The sequence below is a fragment of the Bifidobacterium sp. FKU genome, from assembly GCF_026016385.1.
Classification (GTDB): Bacteria; Actinomycetota; Actinomycetes; order Actinomycetales; family Bifidobacteriaceae; genus Bifidobacterium; species Bifidobacterium infantis.
Genome location: NZ_CP092888.1, coordinates 1,049,796 through 1,073,229, shown reverse-complemented (window position 1 = coordinate 1,073,229; position 23,434 = coordinate 1,049,796). Strand labels below are relative to the sequence as shown.

General features: G+C 62.0%; 16 protein-coding genes. 5 read left to right on the top strand and 11 right to left on the bottom strand.

Going from position 1 to position 23,434, the window contains the following annotated elements; genetic code table 11:
• Positions 1-12: 12 nt before the first annotated feature.
• From MMB48_RS04710 to nagB, 4 genes are all read right to left on the bottom strand, one after another.
• Complete coding sequence (locus tag MMB48_RS04710; protein ID WP_012577255.1) at positions 13-924, bottom strand: carbohydrate ABC transporter permease; 912 nt, start codon at positions 922-924, stop codon at positions 13-15.
• A 145-nt stretch (positions 925-1,069) separates the two neighbouring features.
• Positions 1,070-2,407, bottom strand: a complete 1,338-nt coding sequence (locus tag MMB48_RS04705; RefSeq protein ID WP_080714915.1) for a carbohydrate ABC transporter substrate-binding protein — start codon at positions 2,405-2,407, stop codon at positions 1,070-1,072.
• Positions 2,408-2,838: 431 nt separating this feature from the next.
• Positions 2,839-4,122 carry an N-acetylglucosamine-6-phosphate deacetylase gene (locus tag MMB48_RS04700; protein WP_032745259.1) on the bottom strand — a complete coding sequence of 428 codons (1,284 nt, stop codon included), beginning with the start codon at positions 4,120-4,122 and terminating at the stop codon, positions 2,839-2,841.
• A gap of 117 nt (positions 4,123-4,239) precedes the next feature.
• The gene (gene nagB, locus MMB48_RS04695) at positions 4,240-5,052 is read right to left on the bottom strand and encodes a glucosamine-6-phosphate deaminase (protein WP_012577252.1); all 813 of its coding nucleotides are present in this window, start codon (positions 5,050-5,052) and stop codon (positions 4,240-4,242) included.
• Positions 5,053-5,389: 337 nt separating this feature from the next.
• Between nagB and MMB48_RS04690 the strand changes: the two genes are divergently transcribed.
• Positions 5,390-6,514 carry an ROK family protein gene (locus tag MMB48_RS04690; RefSeq protein ID WP_032745260.1) on the top strand — a complete coding sequence of 375 codons (1,125 nt, stop codon included), beginning with the start codon at positions 5,390-5,392 and terminating at the stop codon, positions 6,512-6,514.
• 140 nt (positions 6,515-6,654) lie between these two features.
• On the opposite strand, the gene MMB48_RS04685 is transcribed toward MMB48_RS04690, so the two are convergent.
• Positions 6,655-7,569: an ROK family protein gene (locus MMB48_RS04685; protein ID WP_032745261.1), complete on the bottom strand. Its 915-nt coding sequence runs from the start codon at positions 7,567-7,569 to the stop codon at positions 6,655-6,657.
• 226 nt (positions 7,570-7,795) lie between these two features.
• Between MMB48_RS04685 and MMB48_RS04680 the strand changes: the two genes are divergently transcribed.
• From MMB48_RS04680 to MMB48_RS04665, 4 genes are all read left to right on the top strand, one after another.
• Complete coding sequence (locus MMB48_RS04680) at positions 7,796-9,010, top strand: ROK family transcriptional regulator (RefSeq protein ID WP_032745262.1); 1,215 nt, start codon at positions 7,796-7,798, stop codon at positions 9,008-9,010.
• A gap of 71 nt (positions 9,011-9,081) precedes the next feature.
• On the top strand, positions 9,082-9,978 hold the full coding sequence (locus tag MMB48_RS04675; RefSeq protein WP_032745263.1) for a carbohydrate kinase family protein: 897 nt from the start codon (positions 9,082-9,084) through the stop codon (positions 9,976-9,978).
• A gap of 212 nt (positions 9,979-10,190) precedes the next feature.
• Positions 10,191-11,489, top strand: coding sequence for a glycoside hydrolase family 125 protein (locus MMB48_RS04670; protein WP_032745264.1), 1,299 nt, complete (start codon positions 10,191-10,193; stop codon positions 11,487-11,489).
• Between the two features lie 66 nt (positions 11,490-11,555).
• The gene (locus tag MMB48_RS04665; RefSeq protein ID WP_032745266.1) at positions 11,556-12,791 is read left to right on the top strand and encodes an AGE family epimerase/isomerase; all 1,236 of its coding nucleotides are present in this window, start codon (positions 11,556-11,558) and stop codon (positions 12,789-12,791) included.
• 83 nt (positions 12,792-12,874) lie between these two features.
• Here the strand turns inward: MMB48_RS04665 and MMB48_RS04660 are convergent, their stop codons facing one another.
• From MMB48_RS04660 to MMB48_RS04635, 6 genes are all read right to left on the bottom strand, one after another.
• The gene (locus MMB48_RS04660) at positions 12,875-13,996 is read right to left on the bottom strand and encodes a LacI family DNA-binding transcriptional regulator (protein WP_032745268.1); all 1,122 of its coding nucleotides are present in this window, start codon (positions 13,994-13,996) and stop codon (positions 12,875-12,877) included.
• Positions 13,997-14,189: 193 nt separating this feature from the next.
• The gene (locus tag MMB48_RS04655; RefSeq protein WP_032745270.1) at positions 14,190-15,902 is read right to left on the bottom strand and encodes a dipeptide ABC transporter ATP-binding protein; all 1,713 of its coding nucleotides are present in this window, start codon (positions 15,900-15,902) and stop codon (positions 14,190-14,192) included.
• Between the two features lie 5 nt (positions 15,903-15,907).
• Positions 15,908-17,089, bottom strand: a complete 1,182-nt coding sequence (locus tag MMB48_RS04650; RefSeq protein WP_012577243.1) for an ABC transporter permease — start codon at positions 17,087-17,089, stop codon at positions 15,908-15,910.
• 1 nt (position 17,090) lies between these two features.
• Positions 17,091-18,185: an ABC transporter permease gene (locus MMB48_RS04645; protein ID WP_032745272.1), complete on the bottom strand. Its 1,095-nt coding sequence runs from the start codon at positions 18,183-18,185 to the stop codon at positions 17,091-17,093.
• A gap of 210 nt (positions 18,186-18,395) precedes the next feature.
• The gene (locus MMB48_RS04640; RefSeq protein ID WP_032745275.1) at positions 18,396-20,021 is read right to left on the bottom strand and encodes an ABC transporter substrate-binding protein; all 1,626 of its coding nucleotides are present in this window, start codon (positions 20,019-20,021) and stop codon (positions 18,396-18,398) included.
• 250 nt (positions 20,022-20,271) lie between these two features.
• Positions 20,272-23,424 carry an alpha-mannosidase gene (locus tag MMB48_RS04635; RefSeq protein ID WP_032745277.1) on the bottom strand — a complete coding sequence of 1,051 codons (3,153 nt, stop codon included), beginning with the start codon at positions 23,422-23,424 and terminating at the stop codon, positions 20,272-20,274.
• Positions 23,425-23,434: the final 10 nt, after the last annotated feature.

Here is a 23,434-nt window from a genome sequence, read left to right as displayed (position 1 = left end):
TCTCGCCCTCCTTTAGTATTGCAGCACTTCGCGCTTGGTGGCACGGTTCACGATCAGCGACATGATGAAGCTGAACAGGAAGATCACCACGCCGATCGCCATGCCGTAGCCGTAGGACGAGTTCGAATACGCCTGGTCGTACATGTAGCCGAGCAGCACTTGGGACGCGTTATCGGGCCCGCCGTTGGTCAGGGCCGTAACGAGCACGAAGCTGAGGTTCACCGAACTGATGATGAAGAAGGTGAGCGTGGTGCGGATGTTCGCCCAGATCAATGGGATGGTGATCGAGAACAGCTGTCGAGTCTTGCTGGCGCCGTCCAGCTGCGCCGCCTCGTACAGGCTCGGGTCGATGCCCGCCATCGACGACATGTACATCACCATGTAGTATCCGCAGGACTGCCATAGCATGGCGAAGGCGATGGAGAAGATGACGATGTCCTGATTGCCCAGCCACACCTGCTTGAGCCCGTTCAGGTGCAGGAAGCTCAGGGTGCCGTTGATCAGGCCGTTGTTCTGATCGTAGATGGCGGAGAATATGGCCGCGACCACCACGATGGACAGCACCGAGGGCACATAGAGGATGAAGCGAATCAGCGAGCCTCCGATGATGCGGTTCTGCGTGAGCACCGCGGCGAAGATGATGGCCAGCGGCATGGTGACGGAGGTGACCAGCACGAGGATGAGCACGGTGTTCTGGAACGCGTGGATGAAGTTCGGATCGACGAACAGTTTCCGGAAGTTCGAAAGCCCCACGAAGGTCTGTTCGTCCGAGTAGCCGCTCCATTTGTATACGGACATGCGGAACACGTTGACCGTGGGTATGAAGATGAAGATGATGAGCAGGATTGCGGTGGGCAGCGAGCAAAGAATGCCGAAACGGCTGCGCATCCTGCCAAGGTCGGTTGTATGTTTCGTTGAAGACATCGTTCCCCCTGAAAAGCGTTGCCTGTATGGCGCTGAGGCAAAGCGGGGCCGGAGCGGTCCGCCGCCCCGCCCGCCGCCGATGATGCATCGGTGCGACGGGCCGGACCGTGGGACCATCTGCTCCGGCCGTTGTTCGACGGCGAGGTTACTGCTTGGCCGCCGCGTTCAGTGCGTTGCTGGTCTCGTTGAGCTTGTCCTGCCACTGCTGGAGCGTGGTCTTGCCGGAGGCCACGGAGTCGACCGCGTTGTACAGGTCGTCCTTGATGTTCTTGCCTTCCACGGTGGCGGTTGCGGAGAACGAGCCGGCCACGGCCTTGACGTTGTCCTCGTTGTAGGCGTCGTAGAACACCTTCATGTCGGAGGCCAGGTCATCGGTGTTGCCCTTGATCGGTTGGATGGCACCGGTCTTGGCGAAGATGGACGCGGCTTCGTCGGAGTACAGGTAGGCCATGAACTTCTTCGCCGCCTCCTTGTTCTTGGCCTTGGCGGGAATCCACACGGCTTCGATCGTGGTGTTGATGTAGCGGGTGCCGCCATTCTTGACGGTGGGCACCGGGGCAAAGCCCCACTCGAAGCCGCTGGTGCGCGGCGCATCCTTCATCTCGTTGACAATCCAGGTGCCGTTGGGCATGAACAGGGACTTGCCGTCGAGGATGGACTGCTGGTTCTTGGTGAAGTCCTGGGCGTTGGCGTAGCCCACGGTGTCGGGGTTGAGGTATTCGGTGACCAGCTTATAGGTGGTCTCCAACGCCTCCTTGGCCTCGTCGGTCTTCCACACGTCCTTCTTGTAGGTCATCACGTCCTGGTAGAACTGGTCGCCGCCGATGTCGGCGAGCAGCGCGTTGAAGAAGGCGTCGAAGTAACCTGCGGTCGGGTAGGTGAACAGCGAGATGCCCTTGGCTTTGGCCTCATCGCCCAGCTTGAACATCTCGTCCCATGTGGTGGGCATCTTCCAACCGTTTTGCTCAAGCAGCGTCTTGTTGTACACCAAGCCGGAGGGTGAGTAGTACATGGGCATGAGGTAGGTCTTGTCTCCGCCGTAGGGGTTGGTGTACAGGCCGATCACGCCGTCGACGAGCTTGTCCTTGACGGTCTTGTTTTCCCCGGGGACCTTCATGTCAAGCACATCGGTCACGTCCTCGATGGCCTTGTCCTTGAGCAGCGTCTCGGTCAGTCCGGAGGTCGAGCCCTGTCCCAGCTCCACGATGTCGGGATAGTTGCCGGCCTTCATGCCCGGCGTGATCTCGTCCTCGATCTTCTTGGATGTGGTCAGCTCGATCTTGACGTCGGGATTGAGCTTCTCGTATGCGGCGACCACCTCCTTGTACATGTCGGCACCGTAGCCGCCCTCGAACGCCGCGAATTTGAGTGTGGTCTTGCCGCCACCGGAAGCGGTTCCCCCACCGCAGGCCGCCACGGAAAACAGCATGGCACCGGCACCGGCGAGGGCGATGACGCGTTTCACAGTGCTGAAGTGAGTCATGATCACGAACCTCCTTGTTGTCCGTCATATGGAGAGCCGAAGCGACGGACGCCACTTCACTCTCCTGCGCGAATGCGCTTCTGTACTTCTCTGTACGTTTTCTTAATGTACACTATGTTTCTCGGCAAATGAAATCACCGCGGGATTATCGCTGCAAGACAACGAAGAACATCGTCATAAGCCTTGCAATCACTGGGGTTTCGGAAACCGTGACACGACACGGTCAGCGTTTCCAATATGTTAGCTTTGTTGCACAGACGCGCGATCCGCGACGGTGTGCGCGATGGCGGCACTGCCATCGCGCACGTCAAGCCGAACGGGGATTCACGGCATACGCATAAGCGCGGTGTGCGCGGGCGTCATGCCATCGGTCCGCCGAATCGTCGACGAACTTCCGACATGCCTTCCGCGCGCACCGCGCGCAATCGGCCTCAGCGCAACTTACGACCTGCGCACCACACTTGCTCGACCGTCCAATCGGCCGGGTCGGCGAGGTTGAAGTCGGCGGCATAGCCGGGGGCGATGAGGCCCAGCGGCGCCCCGGTCACCGGATTCGGCTTGTCGAAGCCGAACGCCTTGGCCGGCGTCAGAGTGGCCGCCTCAACCGCGTCCACCGGGCTGAAGCCCAGTTCGCACACCGCACGGCGCACGGCGACTTCCAGTAGCAGGGTGGAGCCGGCGATGGCGCCGTTGGAGACCAGACGCGCATGGCCGTCGACCACGTTCACATCCAGCGCGCCCAACTTGTAGGCGCCGTCCGGGCAGTCGGTGGCGGCCATCGCATCGGTCACGAAGGCCGTGCGGTGAGGCGCGAACCGGAAGGAGAGCCTGACCATCGGATTCTGCACGTGGAATCCGTCGTTGATGAGTTCGATGGTGACGCGCGGATCCTCCACCGCGGCCGGGATCGGACCGGGTTCGCGGTGATGCAGGCCGTTCATCGCGTTGAACATGTGCGTCATGATGCCCGCGCCCGCGTCGAAACCGGCTTTGGCGGTCTCGTAGTCGGCGTCGCAGTGGCCCACGGCCGGCACCACGCCGGCAGCGGCGAACTGGCGGATAGCGGAGATGCCGTGCGGCAGTTCGGGCGCGATGGTGATCTGACGGATGCAGCCAAGCCCACCGGAGGCGGGGTCGGCACCGGAGGCCTCAAGCATCTTATCGACGATGTCGGGCACCGGGTCCTTGAGGCATTCCGGGTCATGCGCGCCCTTGCGGGCCAGAGCCAGGAACGGGCCTTCCAGATGGCAGCCGAGGATGTCGGGGCGGCCGGACTCCATCTTGGCGCGGACGGTGCGGATGTTCCGGCAGATCACATCCACCGGATTGGTGATCAGCGAGAGCACCTGACGTGTGGTGCCGTGCACGGCGTGGCCGGCCCGTGCCACGTCGATGCCATCCGACCCGTCATCGAAGCTCTTCTCCCATGCGCCGTGCGCGTGGATGTCCACGTAGCCGGGGGTCAGGATACGGCCTTGGGCATCAATGACCGTGCCACGGTCGGCGGGGTCAATCCCCACCGCACGACAGTAATGTTCGAAGGCCTCCTCCCCCGTGCCCGATGCCACGATGACGCCCGAGGCGTCGGAGACGACCCAATATCCACGCTGTTCGCCGCGCGCATCCACCTTGCGCGCATTGCGGATGGCCACCGGGGACGGCCTGCCATTCAACGCCGTGGTCACGCGGGAAACGATCTCTTCCCTATCAGACATGTTCAACTCCTCCACATGGTTTCCCGTCCGCTCGTCTTGCGCTCAAGACGAGCCTGCAGGCGGCCCGATGGACCGCTTGCAGGCTCGAAAGCTCAGCAATGGGGCGAACGGATCGGATCAGATGCCCTGCCAGGCCGGCTTGTGGGTGTAGGCGTAGCGATAGTAGTCCTTGTGGCGCAGACGAGAGGCGGCCTCCTCATCCACGATAATCGTGGCGTGCGGGTGCATCTGCAGCGCGGAAGCCGGGCAGAACGCGGACAAGCCGCCTTCCACCGTCTCCTCGATGGCTTCAGCCTTGCCGGCACCGAACGCCAGCAGCACGAGGTGACGGGCCTTCATGATCGTGCCAATACCCTGCGTGATGCAGTGGGTGGGCACCTGGTTGATGTCGTTGTCGAAGAAGCGGGCGTTGTCGACGCGGGTCTGCTCGGCCAGGGTCTTGACACGAGTGCCGGAGGCCAGCGAGGAACCGGGCTCGTTGAAGCCGACGTGGCCGTCGGTGCCGATGCCGAGAATCTGCACGTCGATGCCGCCAGCGGCTTCGATGGCACGATCATAGGCCGGGCCGGCCAGCGCGACTTTGTCGCCGTCTTCGAGCGGAGTGCCGTTGAGTACGTCGCCGGGCACATGGACCTTGGCTGGGTCCAGGCCGAGCGGTTCGACCACGGTACGATGGATGGTCGCATGATAGGACTCAGGATGGGTCAGCGGCAGTCCGATGTATTCGTCAAGCGCGAAACCACGCACGCCCGAAACGTCAATGGCCTCGTCCTTGACGATCTTGGCGAGCGCCTGATAGGCGGCCAGCGGGCTGGAACCAGTGGCCAGGCCCAGCACGGCGTCCGGCTTTGCTTTGATCAGGTCCGCCACGCAACGGCCGTAGATCTCACCGGCCTCGGCTTCGTTCTTGACAATGATGATTTCCGGCATCGGTTTCCTCCAGTTCCGTGCGGCCCGCCCGATGCGAGTCGCTGTACTGCCGCCCGTCTTGCGGATAATGGCAACATCCTTGTCACGTCCGGGTGATGTGCGGCGTTCCAACCACCATTCGGCATAGTGCCGATTGGCGATTCGCTATTTGTTAATGATACTAACAATTTTGGACCTTGTGAACACTCACGGTGTTTCCTGACGCTTCGCACAGGTACACTGGAATTTATTGGTGAAGTTTCATAACAATTTCAACGACGAAATTGTGCTTCACCGTCTAAACTGTGTACGGAACAACAATCACCGTCCATTCGCTCGCCATCAGGCAGGAGGAAACATGCCATATCTCGGTCTCAACACAACGACCGACGACCATGAGGCCAAGGCCTCCCCCGCCGATGTGCGCCGCAAGAACCGCCAACTCATCTTCAGGTTGTTGTTCCCCACCAACCAGTATTCGCGCGCCGAGCTCGGCCGACGCACCGGATTGAGCCGCGCGGCCGTTTCCGATGTGGTCGGTCAGATGCTGGAGGAAGGATTGCTGCGCGAGACCGGTCAGGCACCCAGCGGCGGCAAAGGCAAACGAGGCACACTGCTGAGCATCGATACCGATCGGCTGCGCATCATCAGCATCGACCTGACGCAGGAGCACCTGCTGCACGGTGCAGTCACCAATCTGCTCGGACAGCCGCTACGCCACGCCGAAGTCACCCTGAACACCGGCTCATTCGTTTCCGTGGATGTGATCATCGAACTTATCGAGAAGATGCTGGGCATGTCCGACGGCGATGTCATCGGCATCGGAGTCTCCTCCCCCGGCGTGGTAGACAACGGCGTGGTCCGCTCCTCCACGATGCGCGGCTGGAACAATCTCGACCTGTCCACACCGATCGCCGAGCATTTTGGACTTGAAGTAAACGTCAGCAACGACGCCACCGCAGCCATGCTCACCGAACGTTTCTTCGGCCAAGGCGGGCCGAATATGCTCTTCGTATGCATCGAAAGAGGCATCGGCTCGGCGATTCTGCTCTCGGACACGCCGGTAATCGGCGAACTGCATGCAGCCGGCGAAATCGGCCATATTTCCATCGATCTTGATGGGCCGCTATGCCCTTGCGGCAAGCGCGGCTGCCTGGAGACGATGATTTCCGGAACCGCATTGAAGAAGCAGCTCAGCGCGGCAGACGTGGAGCAGCATCAGAATATCCTCGCTCGGGCGGGCCGCTATCTCGGCCAAGCCCTGTCCATGCCTGTGGGCCTTTTGGATATGGCAGACGTATGCGTCTATGGGCAGCCGAACATCATCAACGAGACGTTCGTTGACGCGGCCCAGAGATATCTGGATGCCGCCACATCCTCGTCCTTCCACAAACACACGGTAATCCGGCGCTGCGAATGCGGACCCGACATCACCGTGCAGGGCGAGGCCATCGCCGCGGTCTTCCAACACTTGACCAAATAAAAGCCGGTCACCCCGGCAACGAAACGCGCAAGACCAAGCGCGGCACAGCACGATATAAAGCGATATAGGACTGCGTGGAAGATGGGGCCTCGGAGACAAATCCGACGCCTCATCTTCCATGCCCCGGCACTATGCCAGTGCTACGCCGCCATGGCGGCACCGATGGCTCCGACCGGTTGGCCGACGGGTGCCAGACGCAGCCGGGCCGGCAGGTCCAGCGTTTCGAGGAATCGGCATTGCGATTCGCGCCGGCGCAGCTCAGCCGTGATCACCTCGACCAACGGTTCGCCGGTCTTGGCCATGCCGCCGCCCAAGATAATCAGCCGCGGATCAACGGATTGGGCCAGAATCTGTATAGTGTCGCCGATGGCGCGCACTACCATGTCCAGCACATCGACGGCCTCGGCCTCCCGCTTTTTCGCGCGACGAATCAGGTCGGGCATCGGCGGGTCGGCGTTGGGCCACAGACGCCCCACGGATGCGCCCGAGCAGACGGTTTCCAAGCATCCGTATTGCCCGCAAGGGCACTTGAGGCGATGAGGTTCGACTGGGATATGGCCGATTTCGCCGGCCGCACCGCTATAGCCATGCATCAGCACGCCGTTTTGGACAATGCCCGCAGCCAGTCCGGTGCCGAAGTTCAGGAACGCAATGGTACCGGCCATGCCATCCGCACCGCCCAACACGGTGGCCGCACCGACGGCGGCGGCGTTGACGTCGTTTTCCACATGGGCCTGCACGCCCGAACGCTGCGAGACCAACGGCCCCATGTCCAGCGAGACCACGTCGAGATTCACGATATTGCCCACATGCCCGCTGGCTGAATCCACCGTGCCAGGAGTGCCGATGCCGATGGCGCCCACCTCGTCAAAACGCTCACCCGCCGCCTGATGTGCCACAGCGACGATGTCTTCGATCACGGCATCGTTGCCATGTCTGGCGGGAATGCGGGCGGAACCCAATACCGTGCCCATTGCGTCAACCAGCACAGCTTCGATTTTTGTTCCGCCCACGTCAACACCGATTCTGAGATTGTTCATAATGTTTTCGGCCATCAGCCCTCCCCTGTTCTTCATCGAACGTTTCGCTTGGTATAAGTGTGCATCCGACTATTGACAACTATCTTAACAAATTCACCCAAGGCGACACTCACATACACGACACGCCGAATGACATATTGATTGCGTCAATTAATTAACATCGTTAATATCTTAATCAAGTTCAGATTCAAAGACGAGCGGAACAATTCGCAGCGGTGCAGACAAGGAGGACTTAAGACCGATGGCAACAAACACCGCCCATGCCACTTCCCAGGCCAGTGTCTCCGAATCCAACCGCTCCCGCATCGTCAAGCACCTGTATCACAACGGCATCAGCTCCCGCGCGCAAATCGCCAAGGCACTGGAACTCACCCCCGCGGCCATCACCAAAATCACCGCACGCCTTATCGAGGCCGGCATGATTGAAGAGACCGGCGATTTGGAAGGTTCCAAGAACCGCCGTTCCATCGGTCTCAAACTCGACACCACGCGGTTCCGCATCATCGGCATCAAATTCGCCCGCTCGCTGGTGCAGATCGGCGTGTTCGACCTGTGCGGCAACACCCTGAGCTTCGAAAACCTGCCCACGGTGTACGACAACACCATCAACGACACCATCGTCACCATCCACCAGCGCGTCGAACAACTGCTCGACAACGACCCGTCCATCGTGGCCATCGGCATGGCGGTGCCCGGCCCCTACCTGCGTAACGTAGGCCGCACCGCCGTGGTGTCCAGCATGCAGGGCTGGCGCAAAATCAACTTCATCGACGAATTCGCCACCGCTTTCCGCGTGCCTGTGTTCATCGAACAGGACGCCCGCGCCGGAGCCCTCGCACATTATCTCTTCGACCCGTCGGTGCACGCCGACGGCAACCTCGCCTATTATCTGGTCGGCGAAGGCGTGGGCCTCGGCGCCATCGACAACGGTCGTCTCATCAACGGCTTCCTCGGTGCCGCCACCGAAATCGGACACATCTCCATCGACGTCAACGGCCGCCCCTGCGATTGCGGCAACGTCGGCTGCCTTGAACGCTACTGCTCCACCCCCGCCATTCACGACATGCTCATCGCCGATGGCACCGTGGTTCCCGGCGCGGCCGATATGACCCACACCGAAGCCGCCCGCGCCCTGTTCGCCAAAGCCGGCGACGGCGACGAAGCGTCAATCGCCATTGTCCGCGAAGTCGCCCGATACGTCGGCTACGGATGCGTCACCATCTTCAATGGATACAATCCCGAGCACATCATCATCGGCGACATCGTGGCCGAAGCCGGCCCGATACTGCTCGATGAGGTGCGCGCCACGGTGGCCGAACGGGCCATCCCCGAAATCAATGCCTCCACTTCCATCAGCCTATCCACCCTGTCCGCCGACGCGGCGGTCTCCGGTGCCGCAGCAGTGGCGGTGACCCAATTCCTCGAACACCCCTCAGTATTCTTCGATGTCTCCTAAAACAAACGCCGACATCACAAGATGTTCCATACGAAACACCCGATAAAGGAAACAAAGGAAAGGAACCAACCATGACTACCCCGATCGTTCTGAGCCTCGGTGAACTGCTGTGGGATATGCTGCCGAGCGGCAAGCGAGCCGGCGGCGCCCCCGTCAACTTCGCCTACCACGCGATGAAGAACGGCACCGAAGGCTGGGCTATCAGCGCGGTCGGCGAGGATGAACTCGGCGACGAACTGATTGCCAAGGCCAACGAGGCCGGCATCAACACCGTCATCCAGCGCAACGCCTGGCCGACCTCCACCGTCGAGGTCGCGCTGAAGAACGGCATCCCGGAGTACACCATCGTCAAGGGCGTGGCTTGGGACCACATCCTGTACACCCGTCAGCTCATCGACGTGGTCTCCAAGGCCGACGCCGTCTGCTTCGGCACCTTGGCCCTGCGCTCTCCCGAATCGCACGCCACCATCACCGAGCTGCTCAAGCACACCAAGCCGGGCGCGATGAAGTTCTTCGACATCAACCTGCGCGGCGACCACTACTCCAAGGATCTCATCGAGGAACTGCTCAAGGCCGCCACCGTCTTCAAGATCAACGACGAGGAACTCCTGCTGCTGCGCGACATGTTCGACATTCGCGGCACCTCCGGTGAAGACGCCTCCCGCTGGTTCATCGAGGAATTCGGCCTTGACTACGTGATTCTGACCGCCGGCTCCGCCTACTCCACCATCATCTCCCGCAAGGGCGAGGTCTCCACGCTGGACACCCCGCACGTCGAGGTGAACGACACCGTGGGTGCGGGTGACTCCTTCTCCGGCACCTTCACCGCCCGCATCCTGCTGGGCGACACGCTGGCAGAAGCCCACCGCAAGGCCGTCAACACCGCCGCCTACGTCTGCACCCAGGCCGGCGCCTGGCCCGATTACCCGGCCGAGATGCCCGACTATCTGGCTGAAATCGGCAAGTAATCCACCCATCCCCTTATCCGCCATTCGTGCGACTTCACGAATCGACTGATCGCAACCGGTGAGATTCTCCGAACAGGAAATCTCACCGGTTTTTCATATGGTGCGCTCACACTCATGCTCTTCACGTACTTTCGCGTGTCATGAACTAAAGCGGTTTAGAATAATGCTGTTCCCTTGATATGCATATCCCCCAAAACAAAGAAGTTAAATTTATGGCGACCACCGCGATACCGAAGTCGGTCTCGGATTTCATGCAGCACATCACGGACCTGTGCGGCACCGAACACGCCGCCTGGGCCGAGAACTTCAACGCCTGCTTTGCCAACACCCTGACCACCACGGTCAAACGGCATGACGACGGCACCACATTCCTGCTCACCGGCGATATCCCGGCCATGTGGCTGCGTGATTCGACCGCGCAATTGCGCCCGTATCTGGCCCTTGCCGTCGAAGACAGCGATATCGCGAGCCTAATCGCCGGTCTGATACGGCAACAGTTCCGCTACATCACCATCGACCCGTATGCGAATGCCTTCAACGAGGAGCCGAATGGTGCTTCCTGGGACAAAGACGATCAGTCCGACTTCTCCAGCCCTTGGCTGTGGGAGCGCAAGTACGAGGTGGATTCGCTGTGCTACCCCGTCCAGTTGGCTTGGATGCTGTATGCGAACACCGGCAACACCGGTCATTTCGATGCCGAATTCATCGCCGGCGTCAAGAAGATTCTTGACGTCTTCGAGACCGAGCAGCATCATGAACGCTCCCCGTATTTCTTCATCCGTGACACGGACATCCCCACCGAATCGCTGAGCAATAACGGCAAGGGTACGCCGGCGGCGTACACCGGCATGACCTGGTCCGGATTCCGCCCCAGCGATGACGCCTGCACCTACCACTATCTGGTGCCCTCAAACATGTTCGCCGCTGTGGTGATGGGCTATCTGGAACGCATCTTCGGCGGTGAGATTCTGGATGACGCCGATATCGCCGCACGCGCTGGCGAGCTGCGCCGCACCATCACCGAAGGCATCGAAAACCACGCCAAGACGACGAACCGCAATGGAGAGACGATTTACGCGTTCGAGACCGACGGCCTGGGTCACGTCAATGTCATGGACGACAGCAATGTGCCCTCCTTGATGGCGGCCCCTTACTTGGGGTACTGTGCACCGGACGATCCGACATATCTGGCAACCCGACGTACGCTGCTCAGCGACGAAAACCCGTACTACTACGAGGGCAAGTATCTCAAGGGCATCGGCTCACCGCACACCCCGCCGCGCTATGTGTGGCCCATCGCCCTGTCTATCGAGGCAATGACCAGTGACAACAAGGACTTCAAGGCGCATATCCTCGACCGTCTTGTAACCACCGACGCCGGTACACATCTCATGCACGAAGGCATCGACGTGGACGATCCGACCAAGTACACGCGCGAATGGTTCAGCTGGTCGAATATGATGTTTTGCGAACTGGTCATGGACTATTTCGACATTCACGTGAAACACTAAGACGTGTCCGCTGAATGTTCATTGCGCACCCACCGCATGTTCTCGTTACGGAAAGGAACAATCATTATGACCAATAACCCACGGTATACGCTCGGCACCGAAGCCAACCGTATTTTCATGGCTTCCGAAACCTACGAGCTGCTGAAGTTCGGCAAAGGCTTCCCAGCGCCGAACGGCGGTTCCGGCTGGCTGAACGCCGACGGCACCCTTGACCCATCCCACGGCGTCGAAACGTGGATCACCAGCCGTATGGCCCATGTGTATTCGATTGGCGACATGCTCGGATATCCGGGCGCCGGGGAGCTGGTCGACAAGGCGCTACGAGGCCTGACCGGCATCCTGCATGACGACGAACATGGCGGTTGGTATGCGCAGGTGTTCGAGGACGGCACCCACGTGCCGGGCAAGATCTGCTACGCGCACGCCTTCGTGATACTCGCCGCATCCTCCGCCCTGCTGGCCGGACGGCCCGGGGCCAAGGAACTGCTCGACGAGGCGCTCGACACATATGACGAGCATTTCTGGGACGACAAGATCGGTCTGGCCGTCGATACCTGGAACACCGAATTCACCGAGCTCGACCCGTACCGTGGTCTCAACGCCAACATGCACACCACCGAGGCATTCCTGGCCGTGGCCGACGCCACCGGGAACAACACCTATCGCGTCCGCGCCGGCCGCATCATCGACCACGTCATCGAATGGGCGGCACACAACCGGTGGCGCATCCCCGAGCATTTCAAATCCGACTGGTCGTTGGACCTCGAATGCAACGCCGACAAGAAGGACGACCAGTTCAAACCGTATGGCGCCACGCCGGGCCATGGCATCGAATGGGCGCGCCTCATCGTGCAGTGGGCGCTGAGCTCCTTCGCCAACCGAGACGGCGCGCGGCCCTACATCGACGCCGCCGAGCACCTGTTTGCGCGGGCGGTGGACGATGCGTGGAACGCGGACGGCGCGGAGGGGCTCGTCTATACGACCGACTGGAACGGCACACCGGTGGTCACTGACCGCATGCATTGGACGGCCGCCGAATCGTTGAACACCGCCGCCACGCTGCACGCTGCCACCGGCGAGGCACGATACGCCAACTGGTACGCCACGTTTGCCCGCTACGTCGACGAGCACGTCATCGACCACGAAGGCGGATCATGGTTCCACCAGCTTGACGGCGACAATCGCGTGATCGGCACGGTCTGGCCGGGCAAGTCCGACCTGTACCATGCCTTCCAGTCCACGCTGATTCCGTTCTTGGACCCGGCCGTGTCCATTGCGACCGCGGTCAGAAACGCGGCGTGACCATCGCCGTGGCGTCCTCACGCCGGCAATCGCTGACGCGGGGCGCATCACGGCACATCGTCCCGTGATGCGCCCCGCCCGCGTCATGACGGATCCACTGGTTCGGACGTACTGTCTCTGACCACCAGTTTCGGGGTGAGAATCCGCCTATTGCCACCCACCTGCTCGCCGGCAAGCACCTTGAGCAACAGCCTCGCCACTTTGACGCCGTATTCGCCGGCATCGCGGTGCACCGAAGTGATCGACGGATACGCCGTCTCGCAGATGAAGCTGTCCTCGAAACTGACGATGGCGGGCAATCCGCTGGGATATGCCGCGAACCGCCCCTCCCCCGACGCCGATCGCCCAATGGTGGCGGCACAGGTGGCATAGGCTTTGGCCATGGCATGCAGACTCGCCGCCGCAAGAATCTCCGTCTCATAGATGAACGCGGTGGGCGGCTGCGGCGAGCGCAACATCCCCATCGTCAGCGTCACGGCCCGTTCGGCGGCGAAATTCGTGAACTCGATGGCGATGGACTCCAGTCTGCGTCTCTTGGCGAACGAGCGGAACGCCGCCACACGCCCCTGGGAATAATCCAGATTGGCGTCGCCGGAAAGGTAGGCGATCCGGCGATGCCCCAACGACGACAGATGTTCGAGCACGGTGCCCATGGTGCGCGAATCATCGATGGACAGGGAGGGAACGTAATCATTCGGATCGGGTCCGCCCGCCAACACCGCGCGGACCCCCAACTCCCTCAACAGCGCGGGCCGCGGATCATCGGCCCGCAGGTCGACCAGAATCACGCCATCCACGCGCTTGCTCGACGCCCAGCCCCGATAGACGCTCATCTCCTCGTTCAACGATCGGCATGGTCGGTACAATAGACCATATCCCTTGGGACTGAGCGAGGTATGCACGCCGGCCATGAAATGCAACATGAAGGTTTCATCGGTGAGTCCCTGCACGGATCGCGCGGGCGCGAAGCCTATGGTCATGGTTCTCGATGAACCCAACGCCTGCGCGGCGTAGACCGGCGTCCATCCGAGTTCCGCCGCGACCTGTTTGACCCGCCGCCTGGTCTGCTCGGAGACGCCGGGCCGGTCGTTGATGGCAAAGGACACCGCGGTCTGCGAAATGCCCAGCTCGTCCGCGATGTCCTTCAAGCTCACACGCTGCGCACCTGTAGACGCCGGCGATGACGCCCCGCGAGCAGGTCCCATGAATACTCCTCCTTGCAGCCACGATGCGAATACCACGCTACAACACATTATGCTTCCCGCCGCGCACCACACCCCGATTGTCGCGCCGGATGTCCGAAGCGGACAACCATGAGTGTGGGTTCGCGGGCGAAGCAAGCCTCGACGTCCTCGCCGTATGGACGAAGCACACCATGCCGCCGTGCGGGGTGACTCGTTACTTTCCGCTGGCGAGCAGTTCGTGAAGATGCGCGCGGTGCAGCCTCTGCTCGCGCGGATCGGGCACCGGCAGGGAGGCCAACAGCTTCTGCGTGTAGGCGTTGCGCGGATGCCGCATGATCTGATCGGCGTCGCCATGCTCCACGATCCGTCCCTTATGCATCACCATGACGCGGTCGGCGAGCATATCCACCACCGCCAGATCGTGGGTGATGAACAGGCAGGCGAAGCCGATCTCCGCCTGCAGCCGCTTGAACAGCTCCAGCACCTTGGCCTGAACCGACACGTCCAAAGCCGATGTCGGCTCGTCCGCGATCAGCAGGGAGGGCTTCAGGGCCAGGCCCCGCGCCAGCGAGGCGCGCTGACGCTGCCCGCCGGAAAGCTCGTGGGGGAAACGGTTCATGTAGGCGCGCGGCAACTGCACCATCTCCAACAGATCTCCCACATAGTCCCTAGCCTCGGCCACCGAACCATACTTCCTGTGCACGATCAGCGGTTCGGCCACGTTTTCCGCAATGGTCATCAACGGGTTGAACGAGGAGCCGGGATCCTGGAACACGAAGCCGATGTCGGCGCGCTTGGGTTTGAAGTCCCGCTCCCTGACACCGTTCATCTCCACGCCAAGCACGTTCAATGACCCGCCGGACACTTTCTGCAGGCCGGCGATGGCGCGACCGGTGGTGGATTTGCCGGAACCGGATTCACCCACCAGGCCGAGCACTTCGGAACGGTGAATCGTGAAGTCCACGCCGTCCACGGCCTTGAAATCGGGTTGCATCAGATGCCCGGGATACGTGATCGTCAATCCCTTGGCCTCGACGGCCACCGGCTGCTCGCGCCAATCGGATTTGCGTTCGATCACGCGACCGTCCGGATCGCGCACGACCAGCTTCTGGCCGACGCGCGGCACCGCGCCCAGGAGGCGCTTGGTGTAGTCGTCCTTAGGGTCGTAGAACACCTGCTCCACGGTGCCTTGTTCGACCACGTGGCCGCGGTACATCACCACCACCTGGTCGGCGATGTCGGCGATCACGCCCATGTTGTGGGTGATGATGAGCACGGACGCATCGAATTCGTCTCGCGCCAGACGAAGTAGGTCGAGAATCTCGGCCTGGACCGTCACGTCCAGAGCGGTGGTGGGCTCGTCGGCCAGGATGAGGCCGGGGTTGAGCACCAACGCCATGGCGATGACGATGCGCTGCTTCTGACCGCCGGAGAACTGATGGGGGTAATAATCCACGCGGGTCTCGGCGTCGGGGATGCCGACCTTGTTCAGGATGTCGACGGCTTTGGCGCGCAGCTTCTTCCTGTCCTTCAGCCCGTGGGCGCGCAGGCCCTCCTCGATCTGCCATCCGATCGTGTACACCGGGTTGAGCACCGAGTTCGGCTCCTGAAAGACCATCGCGGCTTCGGATCCACGCATGTCGCGCAGCTGTTCGCCGGAAAGCGAGAGCACGTCCAGGCCATCGGAGCCGTCACGCCGGGAAAGGTACACCGCTCCCGACGTGGTGGCGGTTTCCGGCAACAGTTTGATGATGGAGCGGGCGGTCACGGATTTGCCGGAGCCGGATTCGCCGACCACGCCGACCACGGTTTTACGTGGGATCGTGAAATTCACGTTCTCTACGGCTTTGATGGAGCCCGCATCGGTCATGAAGGAGACGGACAGATCCTTGATGTCGGCCAGATTATGTTGACGCTGTTCACTCATAATGCTCATTCCTTGCCCTTGGTCGCCGGCGCGACGGTGCCTTCGCCGGTCCACTCGGATGCGGTGAAGTCCGGGTCGTGATCGATGACGGTGGACGGCGGATTGACGTTGGAATCCAATTCGGCGATCACTTCATTGCGCACGGAGGGTTTCTCGGTGGGATCCACGGAGGTGTCTTCGATGGATCCCACCACTTCGCCGGCGGACTTGCGCGCGCGCAGGCGCGGGTCGGCAAGGTCGTTGAGGGATTCGCCCACCAGCGTGATGCCAAGCACGATCAGCACGATGGCCATGCCCGGGAACACCGCGGTCCACCAGATGCCGGCGGTCACGTCGGAGACGGAGCGGTTCAGGTCATACCCCCATTCGGCCGCGGCCGTCGGCTCGATGCCGAAGCCCAGGAAGCCCAGACCGGCGAGGGTCAGGATGGCTTCGGACGAGTTCAGCGTCAGAATCACCGGCAACGTGCGGGTGGAGTTCTTGAGCAGGTGCTTGGTCATGATCCGCCAGGTGGAGGCGCCGACCACACGGGCCGATTCCACATAGGCGGATTCCTTGATACGGATCACCTCGGCGCGAATCGTGCGGAAGTACTGCGGAACGTAGACCACGGTGATCGAAATGCCCGAAGCCAGGATGCCGCTCCACAGGCCGGACTGCCCGTGGGAGATCATGATGGCCATCAAAATGGCGAGCAACAGCGAGGGGAAGGAGTAGACGGCGTCGGCGATCATCACCAACACACGGTCCACCCAGCCACCGAAATAGCCCGAGACCAGGCCCAGCATCACGCCGGCGAAGATGGAAAGCAGCACGGCCACGACGATGGCGATCACGGCGGTGCGCGCGCCCCACACCACACGGGAGAACACGTCGAAGCCACCGGCGGTGGTGCCCCAGATGTGTTCGGCGCTGGGGGCGGCCTGCGCCGGGAAGGAGACGCCGTTGGCGTCCTTGATCTGCGCATGGCCGTAGGGGGCGATCAGCGGCGCGAAGACGGCCACCAGCAGGAAGAAGGCGGTCAGCGACAGGCCGGTGACCAGCATGGCTTTCTGCCATCCGACCGCGACGCGCAGCTCCTTGATGATCGGGATCTTGGACCACAACGGCGCGCCGGCGTTGACGTTGAGCTTGTTCAGGCGTTCGTCGCCCGGCACGGTGACTTTGTTTGCGGATGCGTTGGACACGTCAGTACCTCACTCTCGGGTCGATGAGCGCGGCGATCACGTCGACGACGAAGTTGACGACGGCCACGATGACGGCGATCAGGATCACGATGCCCTGCACGGCCACGAAGTCACGGGCTTTCAGATATTGGGACAGCATGAAGCCCAGCCCTTTCCACTCAAAGGTCGTTTCGGTAAGCACCGCGCCGGCGAGCATCAGGGCGATCTGCATGCCCATGACGGTGATGATCGGAATCAGCGCCGGCTTCCAAGCATGCGTGTTCAACAGGCGCTTCTCGCTCACGCCACGAGAACGGGCGGCCTCGACATAGCCTGCGTTGAACGTGGAGATCACGTTGGTGCGCACCAGACGGATGAACACGCCTGCGGTCAGCAGGCCCAACGCCAACGCGGGAAGCACGGCGTGGCGCAACACGTCGGCGAGCACGGTCATGTTGCCCAGCTGCAGGGCGTCGATGATGTAGAAGCCGGTGGGCGAGATCAGTCTCGAGAACTGCATCTCGGACGCCAATGACGATCGGCCGGAAGCGGGAAGCACGTTCAGCCAGATGGCGAAGATCAGTTTCAGGACCAGGCCAAGGAAGAAGACCGGCGTGGCGTAGCACAGGATTGCGAAGGTGCGGATGCCGGCATCAGCCGCGCGGTCGCGCCGGCGTGCGGCAAGACGCCCCAGACCGATGCCGACGATCAGCGCGACGATCAGCGCGAGGAAGGCCAGTTCAAAGGTCGCGGCGCCATAGTGGGCGAGGATGGCGCTCACCGGCTGGTTGTCGGTCAGCGTGGTGCCGAGGTCGCCATGCAGCAGGTCACCCAGATAATCGGCGTATTGCACGATCAGAGGCCGGTCGTAACCGGCGGCGTGGATGCGTCGCTGCAGCTCCTCGGGGGTCAGCCGTCCGCCCATCGCGGCGGAGATCGGGTCACCGGTGGCGCGCATCACGAAGAAAACGATGGTGACGAGAATGAAGACGGTGGGAATGATCAAAATGAACCGAGTGAGGACGAAACGGAAGAATCCACCCGACAGTCGGTTCTTTTTGGCTTGTTTCGGCTTCGCCGCATCAGGTGCGGCGGCCGGAGCTGCTGTGTTGGACACGCGGCGCTCCTTACGGTAAAGGCCAATGGAAACGATTGTTCCTCCCGGCATGGGAGGCGATGACAAAGTCGCGTCACGACACGCACCTTCCCTATGCGGGGAGGTGGGACGCGACGCCGGAAGGGAGAGACGCGCCAGGCGAATGCCCGTTACGCGCGCTCTCCCTTCTCCCGCCTTGCGGCGGATGGCTCCCGTCGGGGAGCATGCAGGTCACTTGGTGACGGAGGAGTAGCGGAAGCGGAAGGATGCGTCAAGCACGACGCCCTTCACGTTCGAGCCGGCGACGGCGGTCTGAGCACCCTGCAGCAGCGGGATGGTGGACAGATCGTCGGTTTCGAGCCGCTGAATCTGCTTCAGGGTCTCGGCTCGGGCGTTCTCGTCGGTTTGGACGGCCTGCTTGACGATGAGGTCGTTGATCTCCTTGTTGGAGTATCCGTTGTTCACGAAGTTGCCGTCGCGGAAGAACGGGGAAAGGTAGTTGTCCGGATCGGAGTAGTCCGGGAACCAGCCGAGCTGGTAGACCGGGTATGCGCCGTCGGAATCCTTGGTGACCACACGGTCCTTGTTGTACTGAGTCCATTCGGTCTGCTGCAGGTCGACGGAGAATAGGCCGCCCTCCTCGAGCTGGGACTTGATCGCGGCGTACTCGTCGGCGGAGGAGGAACCGTAATGGTCGCCGTTGTACTGCAGTTTCAGGTCGACCGGAGTGGTCACGCCGGCGTCCTTGAGCACCTTCCTGGCCTTGTCGACGGAAGGCTTGCCGTTCTCGCCGTAGGCGGCCTTCAACGTATCCTCGTGGCCGGCAAGGCCATCGGGGATGTAGGAGTACATCGGGGTGTAGGTCTTCTTATAGACCTTGGTGGCCAGTTCGTCACGGTCGATCAGGTTGGCGACGGCCTGGCGTACCGCCTTGGCCTTGTTGGCGTCGGCGTTGGGCTGGGATTCGCCGAAGGGCTGGATCTTCATGTTGAAGACGAGCAGACGCTCCTCGCCGCCCGGTCCCTTGATGACCTGCAGCTTGGAGTCCTTGGACAGGTCCTCGATGTCGGTCGGGGTCAGGGAGCGGTAGGCGACATCGACCTGCCCCTGCTGCACGGCCATCTTCAGGTTGGAGGCGTCGGCGAAGTACTTGACCTGCACCGCGGCGTTCTTGGCGGGGGTCAGGCCTTGGTAGTCGGCGTTCTTCTCGTAGGCGGCCGTCTCGTTGAGTTTGAAGGAGGTCAACGAGTAGGGGCCGGCGAAGGCCTTCTTGGACACGATGGTGTCGGCGTCGGTCAGCTTGTCGGCGGCGAAGGAGTCCTCGTCGACAATCGGACCGGCCGGGGAGCTCATGACCTGCTTCAGGGTCACGTCGAAAGGCACGGCGTCGGTGAACACCACGGTGGTGTCGTCCACGGCCTTGACGTCGGTGATGTTGGCCAGCAGCGAACTCGGCCCGTTCTCGTCGTTGATCTTCTTGACGCGATCGTAGGAGAACTTCACGTCGGAGGCGGTCAGGTCATTGCCGTTGGCGAATTTCAGACCCTTCTTGAGTTTGACGGTGAACTGGGTGCCGTCCGCGTTCCAGGTGCCGTTGTCGGCGGCGATGTCGGCAGACAGTTCGGAGGTGTTGTAGTTCTGGGCGTACAGGAACGGGAACACCTGAATCTGCACGGCGTAGGAGCCGTTGTCGTAGGATCCGGCCGGATCGAGGCTGGTGATCTTGTCGGTGGTGCCGATGGTGACGGCGGAGCTGCCGCCGGCCGTGGCGGCATCATCCTTCACGCCGCCGCATGCGGCGAGGGACGCGATGGCGGCCACGGAAGCGATGGCGGCCAGAATCTTCTTGGAATGCACAGGAGTCCTCTCTCTGTAATGGCATCGCCGCGCCTGTGCTGTGGACACGGCCTTTCCGCCGACTATCGCCCCGGTTTGTTAACCGCGCGTTTCCGAATCGGACTTCTTTCATTCCACTCGCGACGCATGGCGGCTGATTTTCGGCGGTATTGAGCGGTTTATCGGATTCCTGTGACATCTGGCCCCGTGGGGCCGCATGGTGAGACAAACCGTCGCGTCTCGCCATCGGCCCCGCGGTCCCGACATGCCGTCACCGGCGAATACGCAGCGTGGCGAGCTGGAATGGCGCCAACGAAACGACCGCACCGTCGGCAGGCATTGGTTCGTCACCGGCGAGCGCGCGCGGCAGTTCGGCATCCAGCTCCGGCTCCTCCATGAGATTCACCTCCCGCACGCCGGCCTTGGCATCGGAGAGAGCGGCGTCAAGGCGCAGTGTGGCCGTGGCATTGCCGCCGGCGGCCTCGTACAGGCGCACGATCAGATCGCTGGAACCGTCATCGGCGAGCTTGATCCAGTCCAATACGATGACGCCGGTGGCGTCGGCGAGCGAGACCAGCGGCGCCATATCAGGCAACTCCCCTATTACGGGGCTGTTAAGTCGCGCCGCTTCGTCCAGCACCGCATTCATATCGGCGTCAGCGACCAGAGACCACGCGAAGGAGTGTGCGCCTTGGTCGGTGCGTGGGTCGGGGTACAGCGGTGCGGACAGCAGCGAGAGCCGCACCATGGTGCCGCGGCCGGTGCCATGTGCCGCATCGGCGTGGATGGGGCTGACGTCGGAGCCGTAGGTGGAGGCGTTGACCACGGCCGCGGCATAGCCGGCGTCGGCGATGCGCACGAAACGATGCGTGCAGCTTTCGAATTTGGCCTCGTCGCCGCGCGTGTTCTTGGCGATCGGACGTTCGACCAGCCCGTACTGGCATTCGTATTGCGCGTTCATCGCCTGCACGCTGATCGGCATATCCACCTTGAGGAACTTCTCGACGGCGTGCCAGTCCACGTCGGCGGCGAAGTCCATCGTGGCCGAACCCGGGTTCAGGGTGATGGACGTGCGAATATCGACGCCCTCCGAGCGTGCGACGGCATGCACGACGACCCCGCCGCAGCCGGTCTTGTCGAGACTTTCGATCGAAGCTTCGGCGAGTGGGGAAGCGGTGCGGAACGCATCGCGTTGGACATCCCAGGCATCCCAGTGGGACGGTTCGTCCTTGAGCATCTCGTAACGGCCCAATCGGGTGCCGGCCGGCACCAGTTCGCGGCCGTTGCGTTGATCGACGAGCGACGAAACGGTGCCGTCGGCCTCGATGCGCACGTGCAGGCGGCCGTTGTCGAGCACGAGCGCATCGCCGTCATGACCGACGGCGACCCGGGCCCCGGTCGTGGCACCGTCTTCGGCCAGCGCCGACGCCGGACGCACCACCCACGCATCCTCGGCACGCCGGGAATACGGGACGATCATGGCATCGGCGATGATCGCGGCATCGTGGTTCACGGCCGCGATGGCGCGCCCCGCGTCAAGGATGATCCCGTCCAGTCGGGCGATGTCCCGCTCGTATTCCGCCCGCGCCTGACGATGCACCCACGCGATGGCCGAACCGGGCAGGATGTCGTGGAACTGGTTCAGGAGCAGCGTTTTCCATATGCGGTCCAGCTCTTCGCGCGGATAGACATAGTCCGGGTTCTTGATGCGGGCCGCGGCGCACAGGTATTCGGTGACGCGCAGCATCGACTCCTCCTGGCGGCAGCCGCGCTTCATGTCCTGCTGGGCGGTGAGGGTAGCGCGGTGCAGTTCAAGGTACAGTTCGCCCTTGAACACCGGGGTCTCCCCTTGCGCATCGTCGACGATATCCTTACGCACACGGTCGAACAGTTGGTCGGGAGTACCGAATTCGATTTTCGGCGCGCCGGCGAGATCATGGTCGCGGCGGATGCGCGCGGTCATCTCACGGGTGGGGCCGCCACCGCCATCGCCGAAGCCGTACAGCAGAATCGCGTTACGGGAGAGGTCCTTGTCCAGGAAGTTGCTCTGCGAATACATCAGCTCATGCATGCTCATCCACGAGCAGTAGGTATCCGAAGGCGGGAAGTGCGTGAGAATACGCGAGCCATCGATGCCTTCCCACATGAACGAGTGGTGAGGGAACTTGGTGGTGTCATTCCACGAGATCTTCTGCGTGAGGAACCAGTCGAATCCTGCACGGCGGGCGATCTGCGGCCAGGAGCCGGTGTAGCCGAAACTGTCCGGTAGCCAGATGCCACGCGGCGTGACGCCGAGATGCTCCTTGAAATATCGGCGGCCGAACGTGATCTGCCGCACCAATGATTCGCCCGCGGGAATCATGTTGTCGGATTCGACCCACATGCCGCCGACCGGGATGAAGCGGCCCTCGGCGATGCGCCGCTTCATTCGTGCGAACAGGTCGGGATGCTCCTCTTCCAGCCATGCGTACTGTTGGGCGGAACTCATCGCATACGTGAAGTCCGGGTCTTCGTCCATCAAAGCCAGCACGTTGGATACGGTACGGGCCACCTTGCGCCGGGTTTCGCGCACCGGCCACAGCCATGCGGAGTCGATATGCGCGTGGCCGATGGCGATGTGGTTGATTGCGCTGGAGGCGGCCGGTTCAGCAAGCACGCCGGCGAGCGCCGCACGGGCTGCCGACACGGTTTCCAAGTCGCGTTCATCGTAGATGTTCAGGGAGCGTTGCAGTGCTTTGGCGAGCTGCCAGTAGCGTGGGTCGTCGTCTTTGAGCTCACGAATCAGCGAGGAGACGGTTTCCAGATCCATGTAGTAGGCGAACACGTCTTCGTTGAAGATGGTGACGTCCATACGACTCAGTGTGTATGGGAAGTCACAGGTGCCGGTGGCCTCTTCGCCGAGTTCGGTGGGTGAGAACGGGGTGGGGCCTTCGACGAATGGGTTGGCGGCGGCTTCGATATAGACGGTGAAGTCGCCATGCTCATCGAGTTCGACAGTGCTGCTACCGTCCGCGTAGACGAGTGGAATCCAGTGGTTGCGTGGGTTCGCGGATTTGATGGCGGTGCCGTCGGCACGATAGACAAGTCCCTCGGATTGGAATCCGGGGCCGCGGTGATCGAGCCAGCCGAGGTCTACCATGAGTTCGACTTTTCGTCCTTTGACCGCCGCCATGTCGATATGGCCGTTCACCTCGAACCATGTGGTGCCCCATGTGGTGCCCCAGACGCCGGGAACGCGGAAAGGTTCGAAGGGCACTTGGCCGTTGCGCACTTTGGCTAGAAATTCACTGGAGGGCACCGGTTCGCCGGGATTGTGGAACGAACGCAAGGTGCATGCGGCGAGTGTGGTGTGGATATGCGGTTTGACACGCTGCTGCATGACGCGGTCGCAGCGCTCCAACTGCTGATTGGGCAGAAGAAACATGGAGAGTTCA

What these genes read in the sequence shown, in the direction of transcription:
- MMB48_RS04680 (WP_032745262.1), top strand. Translation starts at nt 7,796, where the DNA reads ATGGCAACAAACACCGCCCATGCCACTTCCCAGGCCAGTGTCTCCGAA.
- MMB48_RS04705 (WP_080714915.1), bottom strand. Translation starts at nt 2,407, where the DNA reads ATGACTCACTTCAGCACTGTGAAACGCGTCATCGCCCTCGCCGGTGCC.
- MMB48_RS04660 (WP_032745268.1), bottom strand. Translation starts at nt 13,996, where the DNA reads ATGGGACCTGCTCGCGGGGCGTCATCGCCGGCGTCTACAGGTGCGCAG.
- MMB48_RS04655 (WP_032745270.1), bottom strand. Translation starts at nt 15,902, where the DNA reads ATGAGTGAACAGCGTCAACATAATCTGGCCGACATCAAGGATCTGTCC.
- nagB (WP_012577252.1), bottom strand. Translation starts at nt 5,052, where the DNA reads ATGCCGGAAATCATCATTGTCAAGAACGAAGCCGAGGCCGGTGAGATC.
- MMB48_RS04665 (WP_032745266.1), top strand. Translation starts at nt 11,556, where the DNA reads ATGACCAATAACCCACGGTATACGCTCGGCACCGAAGCCAACCGTATT.
- MMB48_RS04690 (WP_032745260.1), top strand. Translation starts at nt 5,390, where the DNA reads ATGCCATATCTCGGTCTCAACACAACGACCGACGACCATGAGGCCAAG.
- MMB48_RS04670 (WP_032745264.1), top strand. Translation starts at nt 10,191, where the DNA reads ATGGCGACCACCGCGATACCGAAGTCGGTCTCGGATTTCATGCAGCAC.
- MMB48_RS04635 (WP_032745277.1), bottom strand. Translation starts at nt 23,424, where the DNA reads ATGTTTCTTCTGCCCAATCAGCAGTTGGAGCGCTGCGACCGCGTCATG.
- MMB48_RS04675 (WP_032745263.1), top strand. Translation starts at nt 9,082, where the DNA reads ATGACTACCCCGATCGTTCTGAGCCTCGGTGAACTGCTGTGGGATATG.
- MMB48_RS04685 (WP_032745261.1), bottom strand. Translation starts at nt 7,569, where the DNA reads ATGGCCGAAAACATTATGAACAATCTCAGAATCGGTGTTGACGTGGGC.
- MMB48_RS04700 (WP_032745259.1), bottom strand. Translation starts at nt 4,122, where the DNA reads ATGTCTGATAGGGAAGAGATCGTTTCCCGCGTGACCACGGCGTTGAAT.
- MMB48_RS04710 (WP_012577255.1), bottom strand. Translation starts at nt 924, where the DNA reads ATGTCTTCAACGAAACATACAACCGACCTTGGCAGGATGCGCAGCCGT.